The organism is Virgibacillus sp. Bac332 (assembly GCF_003667785.1).
In the GTDB taxonomy this organism is placed as follows: Bacteria; Bacillota; Bacilli; order Bacillales; family Amphibacillaceae; genus Virgibacillus; species Virgibacillus salarius.
The window spans coordinates 3,656,133-3,673,856 of record NZ_CP033046.1; the positions used below are offsets into that span (position 1 = coordinate 3,656,133).

The following is a 17,724-nucleotide window of genomic DNA, read 5'->3' on the forward strand; positions in this document are numbered from 1 at the left end:
AGTTTTTCGTTGGGCAATATAAAAGCATTAGCAAATGAGGGAGGCATCATGTTGAAAACAACTGAGTTACTTGAGTGCCTTAAAATCAAACAGGTAATTGGACACCTTCCAAACCAAATTAAGAGTATACACCATGATTCCCGAAACGTACAAAACAAATCACTATTTGTTTGTATTTCTGGATTTACTGTTGATGGGCATGATTATTATCGTGATGCATTAAAAAAAGGAGCTCGGGTTATTGTCGCTAACCGTAGCCTTACAATTGACCTAGAAAAAAACGCGCTTATCATTGTTCCTGATACAATTAAAGCCTTGGCTAAATTAGCTAATACGTTTTATCACTTTCCCTCCAATAAGTTAAATATATTTGGAGTTACTGGCACAAATGGCAAAACAACGGTAACTAGTTTAATACATGATATGCTCCGTAAATTAAATCAAAAAACTGCTGTGGCTGGTACAAATGGTATGCTTATTAATAAGCACTATTTTCAGACAGCAAATACGACTTGTGATGTTTTAACCAACCAACAATTACTTCATCGTGCATATCAGGAAGGTGTAGATCATGTTATTATGGAGGTATCATCCCAAGGCCTATCCCAAGGGAGATTATCAGGAATTAATTTTGATGTGGCTGTCTTCACAAACCTTTCTCAGGACCATCTTGATTATCACCACACCATGGAAAACTATGGTTATGCTAAGGGAATATTGTTTGCACAGTTAGGTAACGATATGACTTCACCAAAATATGCTGTACTAAATTGTGATGATCCTTGGTGGAAGACATACAATTATTTCACATCTGCAGAAGTCATTACTTACAGCATATATACCGATGCTATTTTCAGAGCAACGAATATAAATTATCATACAGATACTACCGAATTTACCCTGCAATCACCAGAAGGAAAGCATTTGATTCAGAGCAATCTGTTAGGAGAGTTTAATGTTTATAATACATTGGCAGCCTTGGCATCCCTTTATGTAAAGGGTTATTCGATAACAACATTAGTTCCTCTATTGCGTGGTATGTCCACCATAAAAGGTAGGATGGAAAGGATAAATGTGGAAGCCCCTGTAACCATCTACATTGATTATGCTCATACGCCTGATGCAATTGAAAAATGCGTTCATGCCGTCAGGTCTTCAAAGAATAGTGAACAACAATTAATTATGGTGGTTGGTACAGGAGGAGAACGTGATAAGGAAAAACGACCACTTATGGGCGAAAAAGCCTCCCAAGCTGACACCGTAATTCTAACCATTAACGATCCACGTAATGAGGATAGCAATAAGATACTTACAGATATGGAAAAAGGGATGTTACACAACAATTATTCGTTAATTCCTGATCGCAAACAGGCTATAAAGCAAGCGATTCAACTTAGTAAACCTGGAGATATCATCGTCATCGCTGGAAAAGGTCGAGAAAACTATCAAATTATTGGAGATAAGAAATATCCACACAGTGATGCTTCATTAGCTATAGAACAAGTTAAAATAACATATCCTGATTAAACATCGAGCAGGATAAAAGTACTATATTTAATTAGAATAAAGAAATTAATGCGGACAGACACTTTCCTTCTCCATGATTCATAAAAATAAGGTATAGGCATTAGCCCAGCCTTGTATGGAGGAGGTTGATATAGTTGTCCGGGATATTAAGTGCCCTTGCGCTTCTTATTAAAGAAGCTATGTTTTTTGTGTCCTACGTTAAAAATCATGCTTTTCCTCAGCCTTTACCACCAGAAGAAGAAATGAAATATATTAAGCAGATGCAGGAGGGGGATGAAACTTCAAGGAACAAACTAATTGAACATAACCTTCGATTGGTGGCACATATTGTTAAGAAATTCGAGAATACAGGTGAAGATGCAGAGGATCTAATTTCCATTGGGACAATTGGTCTTATTAAAGGAGTTGAAAGCTACTCCACTGACAAAGGAACAAAGCTTGCAACGTATGCCGCCCGTTGTATAGAAAATGAAATACTTATTACAATACCCTAGCGTAAATATCTTACTGTTATGTTTTCTTTATCTTCAACTATAACTTGTTCTACAAACATTCTTATGAGAGTTCTTTTAAAATCAAACGTTATATCTTTTTCTATATCAACGTCAGTTAACATCGTATTTATTCGCTCTTTTACTTTCTCTATGTCTACACCAGTTTTATTTTTGTTTATCTGATCTTCTAATTCTTTTAATTGTTCCTCAGCTTTTGTTTGCCTTTCTTGCATTTCCATTATCTGCTTTTTAATTTCTTCTTCATCTAAGTCATCGCTCATCGCAAATAAAGAATATAGTTTTTTTCTTCCTTTTTTCGCTTTTTCTATTTCAGATTTCAATTCTTCTGATTGCTTAATTTCAAAACTCATATCTTTTATGTCATTATATTTAATCAATAATTCGGGATTATGAATGACTTCTTTAACCTCTTTCCATACAGCATTATCTAAATCCTCCATTTTTACATCTAAAACACAACCGGGGTGTTTTGCGCCTGCATGATTTTTTCTGTCAGTATATATAAAAAGAGGCTTTCCCCACCATTTTGTTTTAGTTCCTACCATAGTATTACCGCATTTTTGACAACGGACTAACCCACTTAATAAGTATTGGTTTACAGATGCTTTAGCGTATCTTCTTCTTGATTGCTTTAATAACTCCGCAGCTTCCTCATATTGTTCCCTTTCTATGATCTTAGGTATATTAATTGGGATCCATTCTGATTTATCACGTTTTTTCATGCGTACTTTATTGTCTGGATTATCAGTATATTTATTTTTTATCATGCCTTCTGTGTTCCATTTGTTTTGATAATATTCACCTGTATAACTTTCGTTCATGAGAATTTGACGTACTACTTGTCTATGCCAAACATCTTTACCTGTTTTGGTTTTAATGCCTTTAGAAGTCAACTCTTTTGCTATGCTGTTCATTCCTATTTGTTCTACTGTGAATCTGTGAAAAATAGTTTGTACTACTGAAGCCTCGTGTTCATTGATCGTGTACATAGCTTTTTCTTTGTCATAATTATATCCATACATTTGATGATTCTTAACTATTTTACCTTCTTGCGCTTTTCGTTTACGTCCACTACTCATGCGCTCTGTAATCTTAGCTTTTTCAAATTCGGATATAGCACCACGTAACGAATAGAATAACTTACCTTCTGGGCTATCTGCGTATTCTCCATTTATGTAAACAATGTCTACGCCTTTACTACGAAACTCGTCATCTATTATTAAAGCATTCATCAGTTTACGACTTAGCCTATCTGGATCATAGCAATACACTTTACTTATGCGATTTTCTTTCACATCTTCTCTAAGCTTAGTCAATGCTGGACGTTCTAAAAACTCTCCACTATATCCATCGTCGACATATTCAACAATCTCACTCGTTTTCGCCTTTATTCGACATTCTTCTATCTGGTTTCTCAGACTGTAACCTTTTTTGCTCTGTTCTTCTGTCGATACTCTCGCGTAGGCTGCTATCATTATCTATCACCTCTCGTAAATAATCATAGCATTTGAGTATTCGCTTGTCAGTAGGAATATTTTCACGTTTGACATGCACCTAGCATCACCCCTCATTAAAGGCTATGCTTCAAGGTTTGTCCATTATTAAACTAAAAAAGTGACTCATATTTCATGAATCACACAACCCTTCCACATATTTACCCTTTCTGGTGTACAGACTACTTCCAATCGTAAGCCTAACTCTTTATATCGTTGTATTTTATCTTGATTAGCTTTTCTTTTCTGCTTGCGATCCACTTCATAATACGCCCATTCTTTGGCTGTTTTGGGGTTGGTCACTAAAGGGATGATAAAATCTGGTCGGAATTCCTTGCCATTAATTGTTACTTGCGGCTCGATCTTCGCTTTGTCAAATAATCCTTTCTTAATTAAAAATTTATTTATCATCATTCTGTGTTCCCAATGCCCGAACCCTCTACCAGATACACAGAATATTTTTAGTTCCCTTCGAAAAGAATCAACTAGTCCTTTTTCCTCCATCTCATTTAAGACACGTAAGGCATTCCTACGACCACCTTCACCCAATCCCCCTACATTTAGTCTCATGAGCTCCCAAACGCCCGATACGCCTAACTTATTTAATCTTAAAAGTATCTGCGCTTCCCTTTCTTTGCGGATTTCTGACTTTAGCATCCCATCCATCCCTTTCAACAAATTCAAAGGCTTTCATATTAATTTTGTAGTCTTTTTTGTAAATGCCCAAACCAAAGTCACCAGTAGGCAGTTCCTCTGCTCCCGATTCATCTAAAGCAACCCTTGATGCTATTTCTGTAGGCAATCGAAAACACACACGAGTTTCTGCGTTTTGCTTGATCTGTCCGTTAAGAATATCCTTAGTTGGGTATTGTGTAGCATAGATTAGATGCACATGGAATCCCCTGCCTAGTCTGGCTATCTCACTAATACATGATTGGCAAGCTAAGTAATCGGCGCTTTCTTTTTTGGTTAGATGTGCTGGTGCTAATAGTTCTCCTGCTTCATCTACAATCACATAGATATGTCCTTGCCTTCGCTGCCTCATTTTAGATACAACCTTTTCTAATTCTATTCGTGATTGTTCGATATCCAACGCTGTGACCTTTTTATAATCGAAGCCACCCTTTAGGTCTATGAGAACTATTTCACCGTCTAACTGGCTTATGAGGCACTTAATAAAATTTGTCTTTCCGTAACCGGTTGTTCCAGCCACAATCATATGTGCGAATTTGCGAAAGTTGTGATACACATATCCTTTTTCGTATTTTCCTATAACTACGGATGTATTTGTTCGAGGGAGCAACGGAAGGTTTTCCGCTTTACTCCAATCGGCACTAAATATCTTCATCCCTAATCCATAAAACACTAAGAAAGTAATCCCATAGATAATATACATATTATCCCCCTTTGCTAAAGTTAGTGAGACAAGTTTATGAAACAGAGTATAGAAAGAATCGGAATAGAGAAACGAATAGTCATGCGGTGAATATTGATTGGAATAGTGAAGTGAATATACAACAGAATATGCAAGTGAAGCTTGTTTGTTTCATTTTAATTTTAATTTTTACATTTTAACTTGAAACATTAAAAATTATTTGATATAGTATATTTAAGGTTATAAAATGAAAGTGAGGTGAATATAATTATAGTTTTGGAGGATGCAGTAATGCTAAAGCCAAGAATTAGAATACGATTAGCAGAATTGGACAAGAAACAGTCAGACATATATAAAGACTTAGGGGTTAGCCCACAGCAATTTAGCAACTGGGTTAAAGGAGATTCGTCTCCATACTTAGAAACAGCTTTTAAATTAGCTAGAATGCTTGATTGTAAAGTTGATGACTTATGGGAATATAAAGAATAAAATGATTAGGATAAAAAAGGAGAATGAAAATGGATAAATATTATGTGATTTACGATTCTGGTGTTGTTATCTGGTGTTGGCAGGAAGAAGCTTTCGAAAAAATGACGATGGGATGGACGCTTTACGGTATAGCTAACAGCGAAAAAGAAGCCGATATACTATGTGAAGAAGCTTGCTACTAAATACAGAAAAGGATAAAGCCCCCATTAAGGAGGCTTTTTCTTATTTCATAGCTTTTTCTAATGCTTTCTTGGTTTTAGGACCATACACACCATCTTGTTTTAATCCATGCATGGACTGAAATCTTTTTACAGCATCTGCTGTGTTAGGACCATATATGCCATCTACTCCGTTGTTCTTTGCGCCTTTATTTGGGTAGTAATATACGCTGGATAAAGCCTGCTGTACAGCTTTTACGCCGCTACCTTTAGGGTAAGGTCTTTTTGCTCTGTAAACAGCGTCAGGTAGCTTAAACATAGGTTTATTAGGAACACCGTTTTTTAGCTTGTTCAACAGTTCTATATTTTGGTTTGCTGTACCTTTGTAATTCTTAATACCGTATTTCTTTGCTAGCTTTTTCCGATTCCCAAAAGATGAATCCATACCTTTTTTATTCATATAATCAACAACAGAACCACCGTTATATTTGGTTGCTGTTTCTGATTCTACTTTTTGCTTTGGTGCTTCAACCGTCTTACCCTCAATACCATCTATAAAGGTACTCCACATGTTCAGTAGCAAGTGCGGGCAGTTCTTGCCAGACCAATGCTTATGCGGTACAACACGTTCAATAGGTATGTTGTGTTCTTTCATTAGTTGTTTGATTAATTGCTGTGCATTCTTGACAGCCTTTTGGAAGTCTCCGTCACTATTCTCGCATATCTCAATACCAATTGATTTTCGGTTTCCAGAACCAGAGCCATCGCCAGCATGATAAGCACTTTCGTTTGTGGGAATATGTTGATATACTTCTTTGTCATCTACAGTAAAATGCCAGCCTACAGTTCGACCACCAGCGCCATTGTGCAAGTAACGACTGTGTAGTTCTGCATTTGCTCCCTTGCTTGAATTAGCTGTGTTATGGACAGTGATAAATTGCGGAATCATGAAAAAACCAGGTCTTTGTTTGACCTGGTTACTCGGGATAAAATTTTGTATGATTTTCATTATGCCACATCCTTTTTAGGCTTGTTATATCCTTGAGCTCTGATTGAATCCTTAACCCCACTAGTAGTAGGATCATTTACAATCCCTAAAATAACTAGCAATGCAAAAACTGCATTAATAAATTTTGCTGCTTCTTCGTTAATTAGTTGTGCTGCTAAATTATAATCAAACCATCCTGCAACAATCTGCGCTATTAACATAACCGCTGGTACTAAAGCTAACCAAAATGATTTATTTTTTAGACGTACTTTCCAATTTATTTTCATTTTTATATTCCTCCTTTGAGTATTAAGCCTAATAAAGCCATAACAAAAGCGCCTATGATTAGGCGCAATATCCATGTGGTGTTACTATCGATTTTATCTAGCTTCTTTTCTAGGTGATCTGTTCTTGTTTCGTTTCGTGTCAGTCTGCTTTCTACTCTATCGACCTTGTTGTCTAACTGGTTAAATTCATCTCTTGTGACATATTGACCGTCCATTGTTACCCCCCATTTCTGCAATAAAAAAAGAACCCCTTAGGATTCTTTGGATATTATTATTCACCTTGACTTGTTGGTGGAGGTGGAGGTCCTATGAAATCAGGATCACCCGGTTGTGGTATATCTTGTTCTAAACTACCTGCGAAAGCTGGAGTTAGAGCGTAAAGTAGAATAAATGAAGCAAGTATTTTCTTTTTCACCATCACCGACCCCCTTTATAAGTCAAATTATTTTTTATAATACCATATAATGAAATTATTGGTCAACAATTTTCATAATATTTTTTAAATCTATTCTTGAGTATACGTTACTGCCTATAGCGATTGCTTGAACTTCATTATCATTCATCTTTTGTTCGATCGCCAAAGGATCATAACCTTCTACTTGTATAAGTGTATCTTCTCCGCTATGCGTAGTTACTCTTAATGTTTCCATTACATCGTTACCCCTTTCAAACTTGAAATAAATAAACCCCAAACCATAGTAGCATTTATACGTGCTAATTCGTCAGTTGGTCTTACTTCTATAACTGCATGCCTGCCTCTTTGTATTTTTCCATTTTCGTCTTTTGCCAAGTATGGGTCTAACACAATGTTTTCACCACTTAATCCAGATTGCGGTATTACATTTCCGTCCACTTTTATTTCTAATGAGGAAGGTAATTTATTGTGTTCATAAATACCAAATTGTATTTCGTGAGTGTGGTTTGGCAACTCGATTTCATGCGTATGTTCTGGTATTGTTACATCATGACTATGTGACGGTATGCTAACACTGTGAGTATGATTAGGTACTGTGAACGAATGGCTGTGTGACGGTATGCTAACACTGTGCGAATGTGGTCCGCTACTACCTGCTGTTCGTATAACATCACTAGAAGCATACAATTGAATTAAAGTTCCATCAGCTGCTTCATACATATTCAGATCGGGTGGTCCTTGTAATGATGTTTTTGTTGCAAATACATGCCTGTGATCACCTTTAGAGTCAGATGTTTGAGTACTCCCTCCGCCACTATTTGTACTTTTACTTGTACCGCCGCCACTACTAGATGTAGCTGTTGTAGCACCTCCGCTTGTGGTTGATCTTGTAGTTCCTCCACCGCCTTTAGTGGACTTCACTATCGCTCCCCCGCCTTTTATAGCTTGGTTATACCCTCGGAAGTAGTCTGTTTCATATGTTAATTCCATGAAGTTAACATGCACAACTTCGGGCGGTATCCAAATACGAAACTTAACAGGATGGGTTGGGTCTGCGTTGTCTGTTTCACTTGTGCTTAGGTAGTTAGCACTTCCGTTTGTGTAACCCTTTTCCACCTCGATATCTCTATCCATGTCGGCTTGTGCATCTATAATGTCAGTAATGCGGTTTCCAATCTCGTAGCTTACTTCATGTTCGTTGTCTAAGTTAGTGTCGTCACCTATAATCCTAGCCATATATTCTTGATCTTCAACTATGATTCTAGTTACACCGTTTAACATTTTTTGTTCGTGACTGTACTCTGGCAAGACGGACAAGTCAGTAGATTCACATTCAAATGATATTTTAGGGTATTTCCATTCATTAAGTAATCGTTCGCCGTACGCCTTTAACGATGCAGGAGATTTGAAACGCCTATCCACTTTAATATAAGATCGTTTTCCCCATTTATTTATGGATTCTTGGTCTTTTAGGTGGCGTACACCGTTATTTGCATCAGCAATACTTAATTGATTAACTCCCTCTCCCCAACCTTTCATAACAAGATAATTTGTTATCTGCGTAGGGTCGGAAACCTTGTCAAAACTTATCATATCCTTACCCCAGCGTATTTCCGCTTTAGGTTCGTTAGATGGTTTGATAAGATGCAATACCCAAGGGAATGAAGTCGTATCCAGTTGAAATTCATATGGTTCACCGAATCTTGCAGGAACATCAAATATAGCATTTAATATGCCATTTTCGTTTTCATATGCGTAATCAAAACGCCTACTAAAATCACATTGCCCTAATACGATTCGTTCTGTTTCTTGGAATGATAACAACCCTTCTAATACTGTTCGTGTGGTTTGCCCTTCAAATTGTACATAACCGTTTGTTTCTGGTGGGTCCATAATATCATCCATCAATACTGATAATACATGTTCGCAATTATATGTGATTACGTCCCCGTCCTCGTCTTTCACTGTCTCTGTAGGCATTATCCTATACAATCCGTAATAACGACCTGTATCGCCTGTTATGTCTATATAATTGAAGTGGTTACATAGTTCATTTTTTGGATCGTCTGCCGGCAATGAAAAAGAGGCTTGCCAAACTTCGTTGACTCGCCTCTTAACACTTTTATCAAATGCATTTTCTAACATTCCGATAGGTTCAAGTGATTTATTTTTTACTGTAATTATTTAGATCACTTCCTTTGAAGGGGAAATAAAAACGCCCATCAAAATGAGCGCTAAGTCCGTCCTTTAATATAATTATTTAATTGATTAATTTTCTTTACTTTTAATAAGTTCCTTTTTATGAGATGGGTCACGCTTTCATTTTCATAAAACTTAACTTTCTTTTTAAGCCTTTTATTGCTTTTCTCTAATTCAATAATCTTTTTTGAGTAATCATCTACAGCAATTTTTTGAAGCTTATTAAAAAAGTCACGATAAAAATTCGTAGTATAATGAACATAAAACTTGCCCCAAGGATGATTATCGCTAAGTAAATAATCGTTATCAGTCATGTCTAAGAATCGGAACTTATATTGATTTATTAAAAAAGAATTATACTTTTCCCATAATTCATTAAGTTTCTTAACATTTATTATAGGTATCCCGTTTTCTAGTCTTATTTTTGATAAATTATGACCACTTGATAATTTATCTCCAAATTTATTTTTAACTATAACTATCTTGGTTTTTGGTGTTACAGACATCACGTATTTATAAAAATCATTGAATTTCTTTTTGAATATATCGAAATACTCACCATCTGTTACTCTAATAATTTTACCATTTGATTCATCATATACCGGTATTCCCTTGAACATTGTATTATTAGTTAAATAATTACCATTCCCTAATTCAATTGCACCGCAGTAAATATCACCATATAAATCAATTAAAAGATACTCTGGTTTTTCTATTGACAATTCTTCTAAAAATTCTTTAGTAAGTTCTGACCTGAAGTGTTTTAATCGAAACCCCGTATACTTGTCCAAGTTTTGACCGTGAGTAGGTATGGCATCAGACATTAAGCTTAATATATTAGCCTGATGTTGATGCGCTACACACTCGAAAAACATTTTATAATTAGCGTTAAACTTACTGTTAAAATTATCTCTTGTTAGACAAGAACCTACAATCGCTATCTTCATTACCCCTATTCCCCCGTTTTTATACAATTCTCCCGATTATCAATAGTATACAATAATTAGGTTTGAAAAGTAATACCATTTAGGGAACAATAACTAACTGATGAACTAGTATAAACTAAATTTATTTCGCCAGTGTACTTTATTTCTATTACTCCATAACCGCCAGCAGTTGAAGCCGATAAGGCGATCGGGAAAGTTGAACTAATTGGCGGTCTATAGCTAGCAGGTAATGTAGCTATTTTTATAGGTCTTGTTGAAGGTATGTCATTCAGAGTACCCGACAGTATCACATTTCCTGTTGGTGTCTTTTTGGCATTCGCTTCATAACTAGTATAAAAGTTCGTTATTCCGTTTAGCAGGTTTAAAACAACCTTGCCACTATCATAAAATATTTCACTTTGACTTCTTGAACCACTCTGACCATAAATATGAAAATGCTTAACTGCCGATCCAGAAGAATATTTAACAATGAATACATTGTTATTTGCGTTATAAATTTGAACTAAGTTAGAGTTCGGTATCTGCGTACCATTTATGTCTAAAACTGGTGTACTTGAACTATAAAATGAAAATGACCTCGTGTCAGTTCCCTTCATGAAATCAAGTATCTTGTCCAAAGAATCAAAGATTTGTCCGTTTAATGGATTGTACATGTTTCCGTCTCCGCTTCTAGGATAGACACCTGTCTCTATAACAGACGGATTAAAACCTTTTTTCACCGCACCGCTATTTGATAAATCCATCGCATTTAAATCAGTACTTAATTCTTTTAAAATTACAATTCCTCGACCTGTCGCATCAGCAGAATGGATATCAGTATGAACATTCAAACTGTATACTTCCCCATTAGGTGAATAGTGGACACCTTCGTTTTCGATAATATCGCAGATAACTCCACGAGTTTCCAAGGATTCCATTAGCTTATTGGGATCAACCAAACCATCTAAGATAGCCTCTCCCCGTCCGTTGAGGATTGTTAAACCTTGCGAATGATATGAATTTACTGGATTTCCTTTTTTATAATGCCCACCAGCATAATGATATATCAGACCTTCATCGCCTAATGCTATCCCTTGACGTTTTGGTAAGTAATTTATATAGTCGCCTACCCAAGTCCCACCAATAGATGTCGATATATCAAAAGTATTAACCTTATTGAAATTGTCATCATACACAAAAAAGTTTGTTCTTCTTATGTCGTTACCTAATGCTGCTCCTTGTTGTTCGATGATCCAATTACCTTTGTTATATGCAAACTCGTAAAATAACCCCACATCATACTCTGCTATAGGGTCAATGGTTTCGGTGTTTGTAGGTAAAACATCTAACAAAAATTTACCTAGATTACCACCAGTTGTCTTTACATACAAATAACGACTTCCATCGGTTTCAGTTTTCACAACAATGCCTTCGCCACCGCTATCACTCGCCCCAAAACAACTTTTATATGTTGATGTTTCTAAATCATAAACAATGATCCATCTTTTCGTTACTGAACCGCCAGTAGGACTATATAAAATAAATATTTCATTGCTAGTCCAGTCTATAGTGAAAGATTGAGGGAAAAGGTAACTTGCACCAGTTGTATTTTTTATTGTTTCATAGTCTGGGAATTGTAATGGCAATTGCTTAAATATACTCTTTTTATACAATTTGTTTTTAAGTTCTCTTTCCGATACTTCTTGTTGCGTCGTGTTTAGTGTCGTAGTCACTTCTGTATAATCGCTATCCGCTCTTTCTTTAAGTGTTGTATGTTCAACACCATTCGCATCGGTTCTCGCTTGCAATGTTTCAGCATCCGATGTTCCGCTTTCTATAATTATAGTGTCTAATTGGGTTTGAGTTGCCTCGGAATTACTTAACGCTGTATCAGACTTACTGAGAGCTTCATCAGACTTAGCTTCTGCTCTATTACTAGCATCTATTGACTCGTTTATTTTAATTCTACCATCATTTAAGTCGTCCAGTTCTTCAATGTGTTTTAGCATATCACTTCCTCCCCCTTTGTTACATGTGCTTAAAACGGTATTTAATAGTTAATTCAATATCTATATTGTTCCCATCAATCGAAATCATGTTATCTTCAGGTGTTATTTCCAAAAACTCTCCAATCATATCGCTAAATGCGTTCAAATTACCGTTTTTAACAGTACATTTTTCTCCATCTATCTCATATGTTTTATCGGCGAATGTTTTTAATGTAAACGCCTTACCGTTTGTAGATACCTTTAAATCATTAGCGCTCCCTTTTATAATGAAAGTGGGTCTAACTGTATAACCATAGTTATAAATTTCAATAACCTTGGAGCGAGTGATTTTTTCACCTGTCGAAGTTCCTTTATCACCTAACAAATAATTATCTTGGAAAGTCACCACTTTACTACCCCAAGTAATATCATTTGCGAAGACATTAGAATAAGCATATGGATCATAAGCTTTAAAAGGAATTGGAAATATGCCAGCCTTAGCAATACGATTTATAGAAATAAAACCACTAAACTTGGCTTTATAAAATTTATCTGGTTCATAATCGAATACAAGCTTAACTTCTTTAGGTTTCCCATATTGATCTAACAACAAGGTTGATACCTTACGTACAATCTTCTGTACATCGTTTAATGTCGCTTGTGTAGGAATTAATATATATTCAAAGAACTGTCTAGGTTCTAAATAAGAATCAAAGGAGTAAGCACCATGCCTACCCGGTATTGTCACAGTATTATCACGCACTTGGGGGAGTGCGGTCTCGTCAGAATCTTGTAATAGGTGTAATCCTAGATCATTTTCAATATGAACACCATCTATACTAAGCATTACCTTATCCCCCTTGCGCGTTTACGTTCGTTTAATCGTTGTCCTAATGCTTGTGCTATCTTGTCTATGTCTGCATCTTCTCGTATTGTTATTTTAGCCCCTTCAAAAACACCCTCCATGTTAACCGTGGTGCTTTCTCTTGATTCGTATTTAGTTGGTGCGCCTACATTCATGTCAAAGCCTTCCGCTGCTATAGTAGGTGAGTTTAGCAATCCATCCATAGAGTTTTGTATATTTCGTTTGCTGTCATTTATGGACTTTGTAACTGCCCATGCAAAATCAATTTTGTGTAAGTCACGCAATGGACCTTTTTTTGCTGGCGAAAATGGCCAGTAAGAGCGAATGATGCCAGCGACGTTTTCAACCGCACCGCTTACTTTATCTTTCATATGATTAATACCTTCTATAGCACTACCAATAATTTTCTTACCGCTTTCGTAAAGACTTGTATTCTCGAATTTGTCTTTGATGTCACCAAGTGCTGTTTCAACCCATCCTTTACCTTCGTCCAATCCAACTTTCATTGCTTTAGCTAAGTTTTGGAAGTTTTTATCTGCTTTCTCTTTTGCGTCCTCCGTTTTAATACCCACATTTTCTAGGATGTTTTGGAATCCCTTAGCAACATTGCCTTTTATGGTATTAACGGATTCACCTACATTGGTTTTAGCGTTGTTCCATCCGTTTCTGACATTGGTTTTGATGTTAGTCATAGCGTTTGAAACATTTGTTTTCATGTTGTCCCAACCATCTTTTACATTCTTTTTAATTGTCGGGATAGCTTCTGATGTGTTTTTCTTCATGTTCTCCCAGCCATCTTTAACATTTGTTGAAATGAGATCCCATTTTTCCTCAGTCCATGCTGCGATTTTATCCCAGTTGTCATATATGATGAACCCTAGTTCTATAACACCTGCTGCGACTAATCCCATTGGACCACCAAGACCAAGTAACTTAGAACCAAATCTACCTAATTTAGGAATTACCTTTTTGCCAATTGTTTTCCCCATATCTTTCAGCTTAGGTAATAATTTCGTGCCAATTGATCGACCAAGATCATCTATTTTGGTTGATATTTTTTTACCTAGCTTTTTACCTAACTTCCCTAAACCTCCTGCCGCTCCACCTAATCCTTTTGCTAGTGGTGCTAACAACGGTAATAAAGCGAATAATGGACCTAGTAAGGCTTTTACAATACCTGCGAATACAATCATGTACCCAACGAATTTAGCTAATTTAGGGTTGTTATCAAGGAATTCCGTAAGTTTAGGAATCGTTTTATTAAGAAAATCCAACATATCAGATCCTGCTGGTGCTATTGCTTCAGCTAATTCTACAAATAAATCAACAAGATTACCGAATAGCTCCATAACCTTTGGACCGTTCTCACGGATATAATCAATGAATTTTTGGAAAGATTTATTTTCATCTAATGTGCTTGACCACTCTCTAAACCTTTCCATTAATCCTTGTAATCCTGTCATCATATCGCTTGCTAATGGTCCAAATGCAGCAAATAAGTTTGTTAATCCTGCAATCGCATTACCCACGATACTTTTGATCTTAGGCATGTTTTCCTCTACATACTTTACAAACTTCTGAAACTGCTTATTTTTATCTAGAGTAGCACCCCATGTGGCGAAATCCCTTGACATATTTAAGAATCCTTGGGCTGTCTTTTCCGCTAACGGGCCAAACGCAACCATCATAGACATAAAACCTTGCATGAAGTTCCCTATTGCCTTACCGGTTGTTTCAAACAACGGTCCTGCTTCTTTATTCATGTAGTCAAAGAATTTTTGGATAGGGGGCGAATCAATTGATTTACTAAGCGAATCTAACAGGTTATTAACAGCCTTCGCTGATGCATGGAATAACGGTTCAGCTTTTTCGACTACCTTGTTAGCTATTTGCATGGATTTTGTGAAAGCTTCAAGTATAGGTGTTTCTAACTCTTTCATAATTGACTTCCATGTGCTTTTTAAGGTTTCGAATGATTGCTTGGCTTTCCTCTGTTCTTTGTTTAGCTTTTGCTGTTCGTCAAATAGTTTGGTGATTGTTGGAATAGCCATTGCCCCAAAAGCGACAGCAGCAGTACCGGCAAATCCAAATGCAGTCGCAAGTGCGAACGTAGAACCAGCAACAGTACCTAGCATTGGTCCCAACATTGCAACAGAAGCAACTAAACTAGCTAATATAGGCATGATTGCCGGACTTACTGCGAACATTAAACCACCAGCAAGATTTCTACTCAAATAGTCTATATCTTGCATGAAATTAGCTACTTTCATTAGCCTTTTTCTAGCGTCATCGGTTTCGGCTTTCACACGTATCCAAATATTTTTCGGCGTCCTTCTCGCTATAGCGTTAACCTCAGCCATTTTACGCCTAAACTCACTTATTCTAGCGCCAACTATAGCTGTCATTCTTTCTCTCATTTACCTGCCTCCCTTCTTATCCGGGATGAATTGCGGTTTAAATCCTTTTAACGCTCTGTTCATTCGTGCTGAACGTTTCATTTCTTCTGGGTCGTAAGATTTACCAGTTTCAAGTTTCATTCGTGCTTTTTTAGCATTAAAAATACGCTTCTCTGACGGTTTTTTCGCCCTAGAAGCATATCCGTGTGCCATGGCTTGTTTTGCCATATATTCATATTGATCTATTTGTTTATGTTGAGCGCCTTTGAGTAATATTTTGTATTCGTGAGGCTCCCATGAGTGTATTAATTCAATGTCAGTAACGTTTAAATATCTTGCGGAATCCTCAATCACTTGATCATAGTTTATGCCGTTAGCTCGTTGCGGCGTTGCTTCATTCGATCCAGCATTTCTTTGTTCTGCTTCTGTTCTTCCTTGTTGCCCACTTTCCCCATGGCTTCGAAGTCTTTCCAAAAGGACTTGACTTTTTTCTTGAAAAAACCCGATGTATCCAACTTACTGAACGCCTCTTTGAACAATTTTTCTGTATCCCCGTCTTGTTCAATGCGTTCCATTAGTGCTTCTTCTATCTTGTCTAGCGCTGGTTTATCTTTCTTTAAATGAGATAAAGCGCAATCCCAAAAGGCCAGTAAATAGCCTGTATCGTACTCTAATAAATTCATGTATATGTTCATCAACCCACCCAATGTATTTCCTTTTGCATCGGGTTCGTTGTATTTTTCGTTTGCCACTCGATCAAATTTGAAATCTGTTCTTGCTTCTAATTGTTTACCGTCAATCTCTAAATATGGCATATAATATCCTCCTAAGTATAAGTTAGAGGGGAGTTATCCCCTCGTTTATGCTGATTGTCCAGTTTCGCCCGGTTCTTCAAATGGGTAAGGTGGTTCAGTTAATTGTGCTGGAATGGTAGTCAATACCCCTTTTTGTGATTTACCACGTACTTGCAATGTCGCTGTCACCTCTTGGAATGAATCTGCGTTACTTTTTTCAGCGCTTTCGACCAAACAATAAGCGAATCTAGCATCATATGTGCCTTGTTCGTTAGCTATCGTATCAACTTCCCATACTTTTATTTCTTTCTTTTCTTCGATTGCATCTAAAATAGCTGTTTGCCCCGGATCGTTTCGCTCACCGTAAGCCGACATCTCGAATGATTCACTATTTTGTCCGTATGCTAAAATACGCCCCATTTTTGTAAACTCGTCAATCAATTCATTTTCAATCGACCAACTGTTTTCAGTTAAGTTAGCAATAATCATACCGGGGTCGCCGATTGTGTTATCAACTGGTTGAACCATTAATACTGTTTCTCTACCGTTAATCATGTAATTACCTCCTAATATTTAATAACTGCAACAGATAGGGAAGTGACATCGTCATAAGATATATTTACTTTCATAGCATCATCATTAAATCGTTGTCGGTTGAACTTCCCTATAATGCGCGTTTCTCCTGCTGGCACTGATATAACAAGGTTATGCACCTCACCAAAGTTACAAGGGTTAGATGCGATAGTTACTTGTTTGTCTGCTGCGTCTTGATTGTCTACGTGTAATAGTGAATTACCGTAGTTTGTGAATGTATCGCCTGATGCATCCGCATTCGCAAATGTGGGAGCAATCCCATTAATGTTAGCGCTTTGTACCGTTAATTCAGCCATGCTCTACCCCCTACTTGTTATTAATGTAAAATCTTAATTCCATTACTCCATGTACAACTTCATCCTCAATCGGATCGTATAATGCCCTCATACTTGTTAATTCACGTCTAAGCATTAAAAAAGAACCTTCGATATTTAAGGGCTCTTTAAGTGCTTTTAATATTAAGTTGAAAATCTCATAGGTTTCTTTTTTACCGCCATAACTTGACCATGTATGCAATGGTAATACGATGTTTTCTCCTATTGATGTTTTTGTTCTCAATGGTTCGGATGTCGGCTCACCTATCGTTATATATGGTTTAACCGCCGATGCGGAGACTTTATCGTGAACACCTGTTATGACATTCATAATTTGATTATGTCCTGTCAGCCTTGCATATATAACTTTCTGTAGTTCCCAAAGTGATGTTTGCATTTAC

Annotated in this window: 21 protein-coding genes and 1 pseudogene; 4 read left to right on the forward strand and 18 right to left on the reverse strand. The window is 36.7% G+C overall.

The features are described from left to right. The first annotated feature begins 51 nt into the window (after positions 1-51). Entirely contained in the window at positions 52-1,527 is a 1,476-nt protein-coding gene (locus D9782_RS17595) for a UDP-N-acetylmuramoyl-L-alanyl-D-glutamate--2,6-diaminopimelate ligase (RefSeq protein ID WP_121605289.1), read from the forward strand. A gap of 134 nt (positions 1,528-1,661) precedes the next feature. Continuing rightward, positions 1,662-2,009, forward strand: a pseudogene (locus D9782_RS17600) (sigma-70 family RNA polymerase sigma factor); the annotation flags it as partial. 8 nt (positions 2,010-2,017) lie between these two features. Here D9782_RS17600 and D9782_RS17605 read toward each other — a convergent pair. The 3 genes from D9782_RS17605 to D9782_RS17615 all read right to left on the reverse strand — a co-directional run bounded on the left by D9782_RS17605 (position 2,018) and on the right by D9782_RS17615 (position 4,931). Continuing rightward, on the reverse strand, positions 2,018-3,517 hold the full coding sequence (locus D9782_RS17605) for a recombinase family protein (RefSeq protein WP_121605291.1): 1,500 nt from the start codon (positions 3,515-3,517) through the stop codon (positions 2,018-2,020). Between the two features lie 144 nt (positions 3,518-3,661). Beyond that, the gene (locus tag D9782_RS17610) at positions 3,662-4,105 is read right to left on the reverse strand and encodes a hypothetical protein (protein ID WP_162986430.1); all 444 of its coding nucleotides are present in this window, start codon (positions 4,103-4,105) and stop codon (positions 3,662-3,664) included. 28 nt (positions 4,106-4,133) lie between these two features. Next, a complete protein-coding gene (locus D9782_RS17615; protein WP_121605293.1) occupies positions 4,134-4,931 on the reverse strand; it encodes a helicase HerA domain-containing protein in 798 nt (265 codons plus the stop codon). Between the two features lie 270 nt (positions 4,932-5,201). Between D9782_RS17615 and D9782_RS17620 the strand changes: the two genes are divergently transcribed. Beyond that, positions 5,202-5,399, forward strand: coding sequence for a helix-turn-helix transcriptional regulator (locus D9782_RS17620; protein ID WP_121605294.1), 198 nt, complete (start codon positions 5,202-5,204; stop codon positions 5,397-5,399). Between the two features lie 29 nt (positions 5,400-5,428). Then, positions 5,429-5,581: a hypothetical protein gene (locus D9782_RS23055; protein WP_162986432.1), complete on the forward strand. Its 153-nt coding sequence runs from the start codon at positions 5,429-5,431 to the stop codon at positions 5,579-5,581. A 40-nt stretch (positions 5,582-5,621) separates the two neighbouring features. Here the strand turns inward: D9782_RS23055 and D9782_RS17625 are convergent, their stop codons facing one another. From D9782_RS17625 to D9782_RS17690, 15 genes are all read right to left on the reverse strand, one after another. After that, a complete protein-coding gene (locus D9782_RS17625; protein ID WP_240455867.1) occupies positions 5,622-6,569 on the reverse strand; it encodes an N-acetylmuramoyl-L-alanine amidase in 948 nt (315 codons plus the stop codon). Continuing rightward, complete coding sequence (locus D9782_RS17630) at positions 6,566-6,832, reverse strand: phage holin (protein WP_121605295.1); 267 nt, start codon at positions 6,830-6,832, stop codon at positions 6,566-6,568. The genes D9782_RS17625 and D9782_RS17630 overlap by 4 nt, the downstream gene beginning before the upstream one ends. 2 nt (positions 6,833-6,834) lie before the next feature. Further along, positions 6,835-7,047: a hemolysin XhlA family protein gene (locus D9782_RS17635; RefSeq protein WP_121605296.1), complete on the reverse strand. Its 213-nt coding sequence runs from the start codon at positions 7,045-7,047 to the stop codon at positions 6,835-6,837. 56 nt (positions 7,048-7,103) lie between these two features. Then, positions 7,104-7,250: a hypothetical protein gene (locus D9782_RS23060; protein ID WP_162986434.1), complete on the reverse strand. Its 147-nt coding sequence runs from the start codon at positions 7,248-7,250 to the stop codon at positions 7,104-7,106. A gap of 52 nt (positions 7,251-7,302) precedes the next feature. Beyond that, positions 7,303-7,482, reverse strand: coding sequence for a hypothetical protein (locus tag D9782_RS17640; RefSeq protein WP_121605297.1), 180 nt, complete (start codon positions 7,480-7,482; stop codon positions 7,303-7,305). Further along, positions 7,482-9,392: a phage tail spike protein gene (locus tag D9782_RS17645; RefSeq protein ID WP_121605298.1), complete on the reverse strand. Its 1,911-nt coding sequence runs from the start codon at positions 9,390-9,392 to the stop codon at positions 7,482-7,484. The genes D9782_RS17640 and D9782_RS17645 overlap by 1 nt, the downstream gene beginning before the upstream one ends. Positions 9,393-9,481: 89 nt before the next feature. Next, positions 9,482-10,393 (reverse strand): DUF6270 domain-containing protein, encoded by a 912-nt coding sequence (locus D9782_RS17650; protein WP_121605299.1) that lies wholly within the window; start codon positions 10,391-10,393, stop codon positions 9,482-9,484. 56 nt (positions 10,394-10,449) lie between these two features. Beyond that, positions 10,450-12,381, reverse strand: a complete 1,932-nt coding sequence (locus tag D9782_RS17655) for a hypothetical protein (protein ID WP_121605300.1) — start codon at positions 12,379-12,381, stop codon at positions 10,450-10,452. 19 nt (positions 12,382-12,400) lie between these two features. Further along, entirely contained in the window at positions 12,401-13,207 is an 807-nt protein-coding gene (locus D9782_RS17660) for a distal tail protein Dit (protein ID WP_121605301.1), read from the reverse strand. After that, entirely contained in the window at positions 13,207-15,642 is a 2,436-nt protein-coding gene (locus D9782_RS17665) for a hypothetical protein (RefSeq protein ID WP_121605302.1), read from the reverse strand. Before D9782_RS17665 ends, D9782_RS17660 begins: the two co-directional genes overlap by 1 nt. Beyond that, positions 15,643-15,975: a hypothetical protein gene (locus tag D9782_RS17670; RefSeq protein WP_121605303.1), complete on the reverse strand. Its 333-nt coding sequence runs from the start codon at positions 15,973-15,975 to the stop codon at positions 15,643-15,645. Between the two features lie 11 nt (positions 15,976-15,986). Beyond that, complete coding sequence (locus D9782_RS17675; RefSeq protein WP_121605304.1) at positions 15,987-16,436, reverse strand: tail assembly chaperone; 450 nt, start codon at positions 16,434-16,436, stop codon at positions 15,987-15,989. Between the two features lie 45 nt (positions 16,437-16,481). Further along, positions 16,482-16,970 carry a phage major tail protein, TP901-1 family gene (locus D9782_RS17680; RefSeq protein ID WP_121605305.1) on the reverse strand — a complete coding sequence of 163 codons (489 nt, stop codon included), beginning with the start codon at positions 16,968-16,970 and terminating at the stop codon, positions 16,482-16,484. An 11-nt stretch (positions 16,971-16,981) separates the two neighbouring features. Beyond that, a complete protein-coding gene (locus D9782_RS17685) occupies positions 16,982-17,305 on the reverse strand; it encodes a hypothetical protein (RefSeq protein ID WP_121605306.1) in 324 nt (107 codons plus the stop codon). A gap of 10 nt (positions 17,306-17,315) precedes the next feature. Continuing rightward, positions 17,316-17,720, reverse strand: a complete 405-nt coding sequence (locus tag D9782_RS17690) for a DUF3168 domain-containing protein (protein WP_121605307.1) — start codon at positions 17,718-17,720, stop codon at positions 17,316-17,318. Positions 17,721-17,724 lie beyond the last annotated feature (4 nt).

Coding starts and splice junctions, on each gene's coding strand:
- D9782_RS17605 (WP_121605291.1), bottom strand. CDS start 3,517: ATGATAGCAGCCTACGCGAGAGTATCGACAGAAGAACAGAGCAAAAAA.
- D9782_RS17610 (WP_162986430.1), bottom strand. CDS start 4,105: ATGAGACTAAATGTAGGGGGATTGGGTGAAGGTGGTCGTAGGAATGCC.
- D9782_RS17615 (WP_121605293.1), bottom strand. CDS start 4,931: ATGTATATTATCTATGGGATTACTTTCTTAGTGTTTTATGGATTAGGG.
- D9782_RS17620 (WP_121605294.1), top strand. CDS start 5,202: ATGCTAAAGCCAAGAATTAGAATACGATTAGCAGAATTGGACAAGAAA.
- D9782_RS23055 (WP_162986432.1), top strand. CDS start 5,429: ATGGATAAATATTATGTGATTTACGATTCTGGTGTTGTTATCTGGTGT.
- D9782_RS17630 (WP_121605295.1), bottom strand. CDS start 6,832: ATGAAAATAAATTGGAAAGTACGTCTAAAAAATAAATCATTTTGGTTA.
- D9782_RS17635 (WP_121605296.1), bottom strand. CDS start 7,047: ATGGACGGTCAATATGTCACAAGAGATGAATTTAACCAGTTAGACAAC.
- D9782_RS23060 (WP_162986434.1), bottom strand. CDS start 7,250: ATGGTGAAAAAGAAAATACTTGCTTCATTTATTCTACTTTACGCTCTA.
- D9782_RS17640 (WP_121605297.1), bottom strand. CDS start 7,482: ATGGAAACATTAAGAGTAACTACGCATAGCGGAGAAGATACACTTATA.
- D9782_RS17645 (WP_121605298.1), bottom strand. CDS start 9,392: ATGTTAGAAAATGCATTTGATAAAAGTGTTAAGAGGCGAGTCAACGAA.
- D9782_RS17650 (WP_121605299.1), bottom strand. CDS start 10,393: ATGAAGATAGCGATTGTAGGTTCTTGTCTAACAAGAGATAATTTTAAC.
- D9782_RS17655 (WP_121605300.1), bottom strand. CDS start 12,381: ATGCTAAAACACATTGAAGAACTGGACGACTTAAATGATGGTAGAATT.
- D9782_RS17660 (WP_121605301.1), bottom strand. CDS start 13,207: ATGCTTAGTATAGATGGTGTTCATATTGAAAATGATCTAGGATTACAC.
- D9782_RS17665 (WP_121605302.1), bottom strand. CDS start 15,642: ATGAGAGAAAGAATGACAGCTATAGTTGGCGCTAGAATAAGTGAGTTT.
- D9782_RS17675 (WP_121605304.1), bottom strand. CDS start 16,436: ATGCCATATTTAGAGATTGACGGTAAACAATTAGAAGCAAGAACAGAT.
- D9782_RS17680 (WP_121605305.1), bottom strand. CDS start 16,970: ATGATTAACGGTAGAGAAACAGTATTAATGGTTCAACCAGTTGATAAC.
- D9782_RS17685 (WP_121605306.1), bottom strand. CDS start 17,305: ATGGCTGAATTAACGGTACAAAGCGCTAACATTAATGGGATTGCTCCC.
- D9782_RS17690 (WP_121605307.1), bottom strand. CDS start 17,720: ATGCAAACATCACTTTGGGAACTACAGAAAGTTATATATGCAAGGCTG.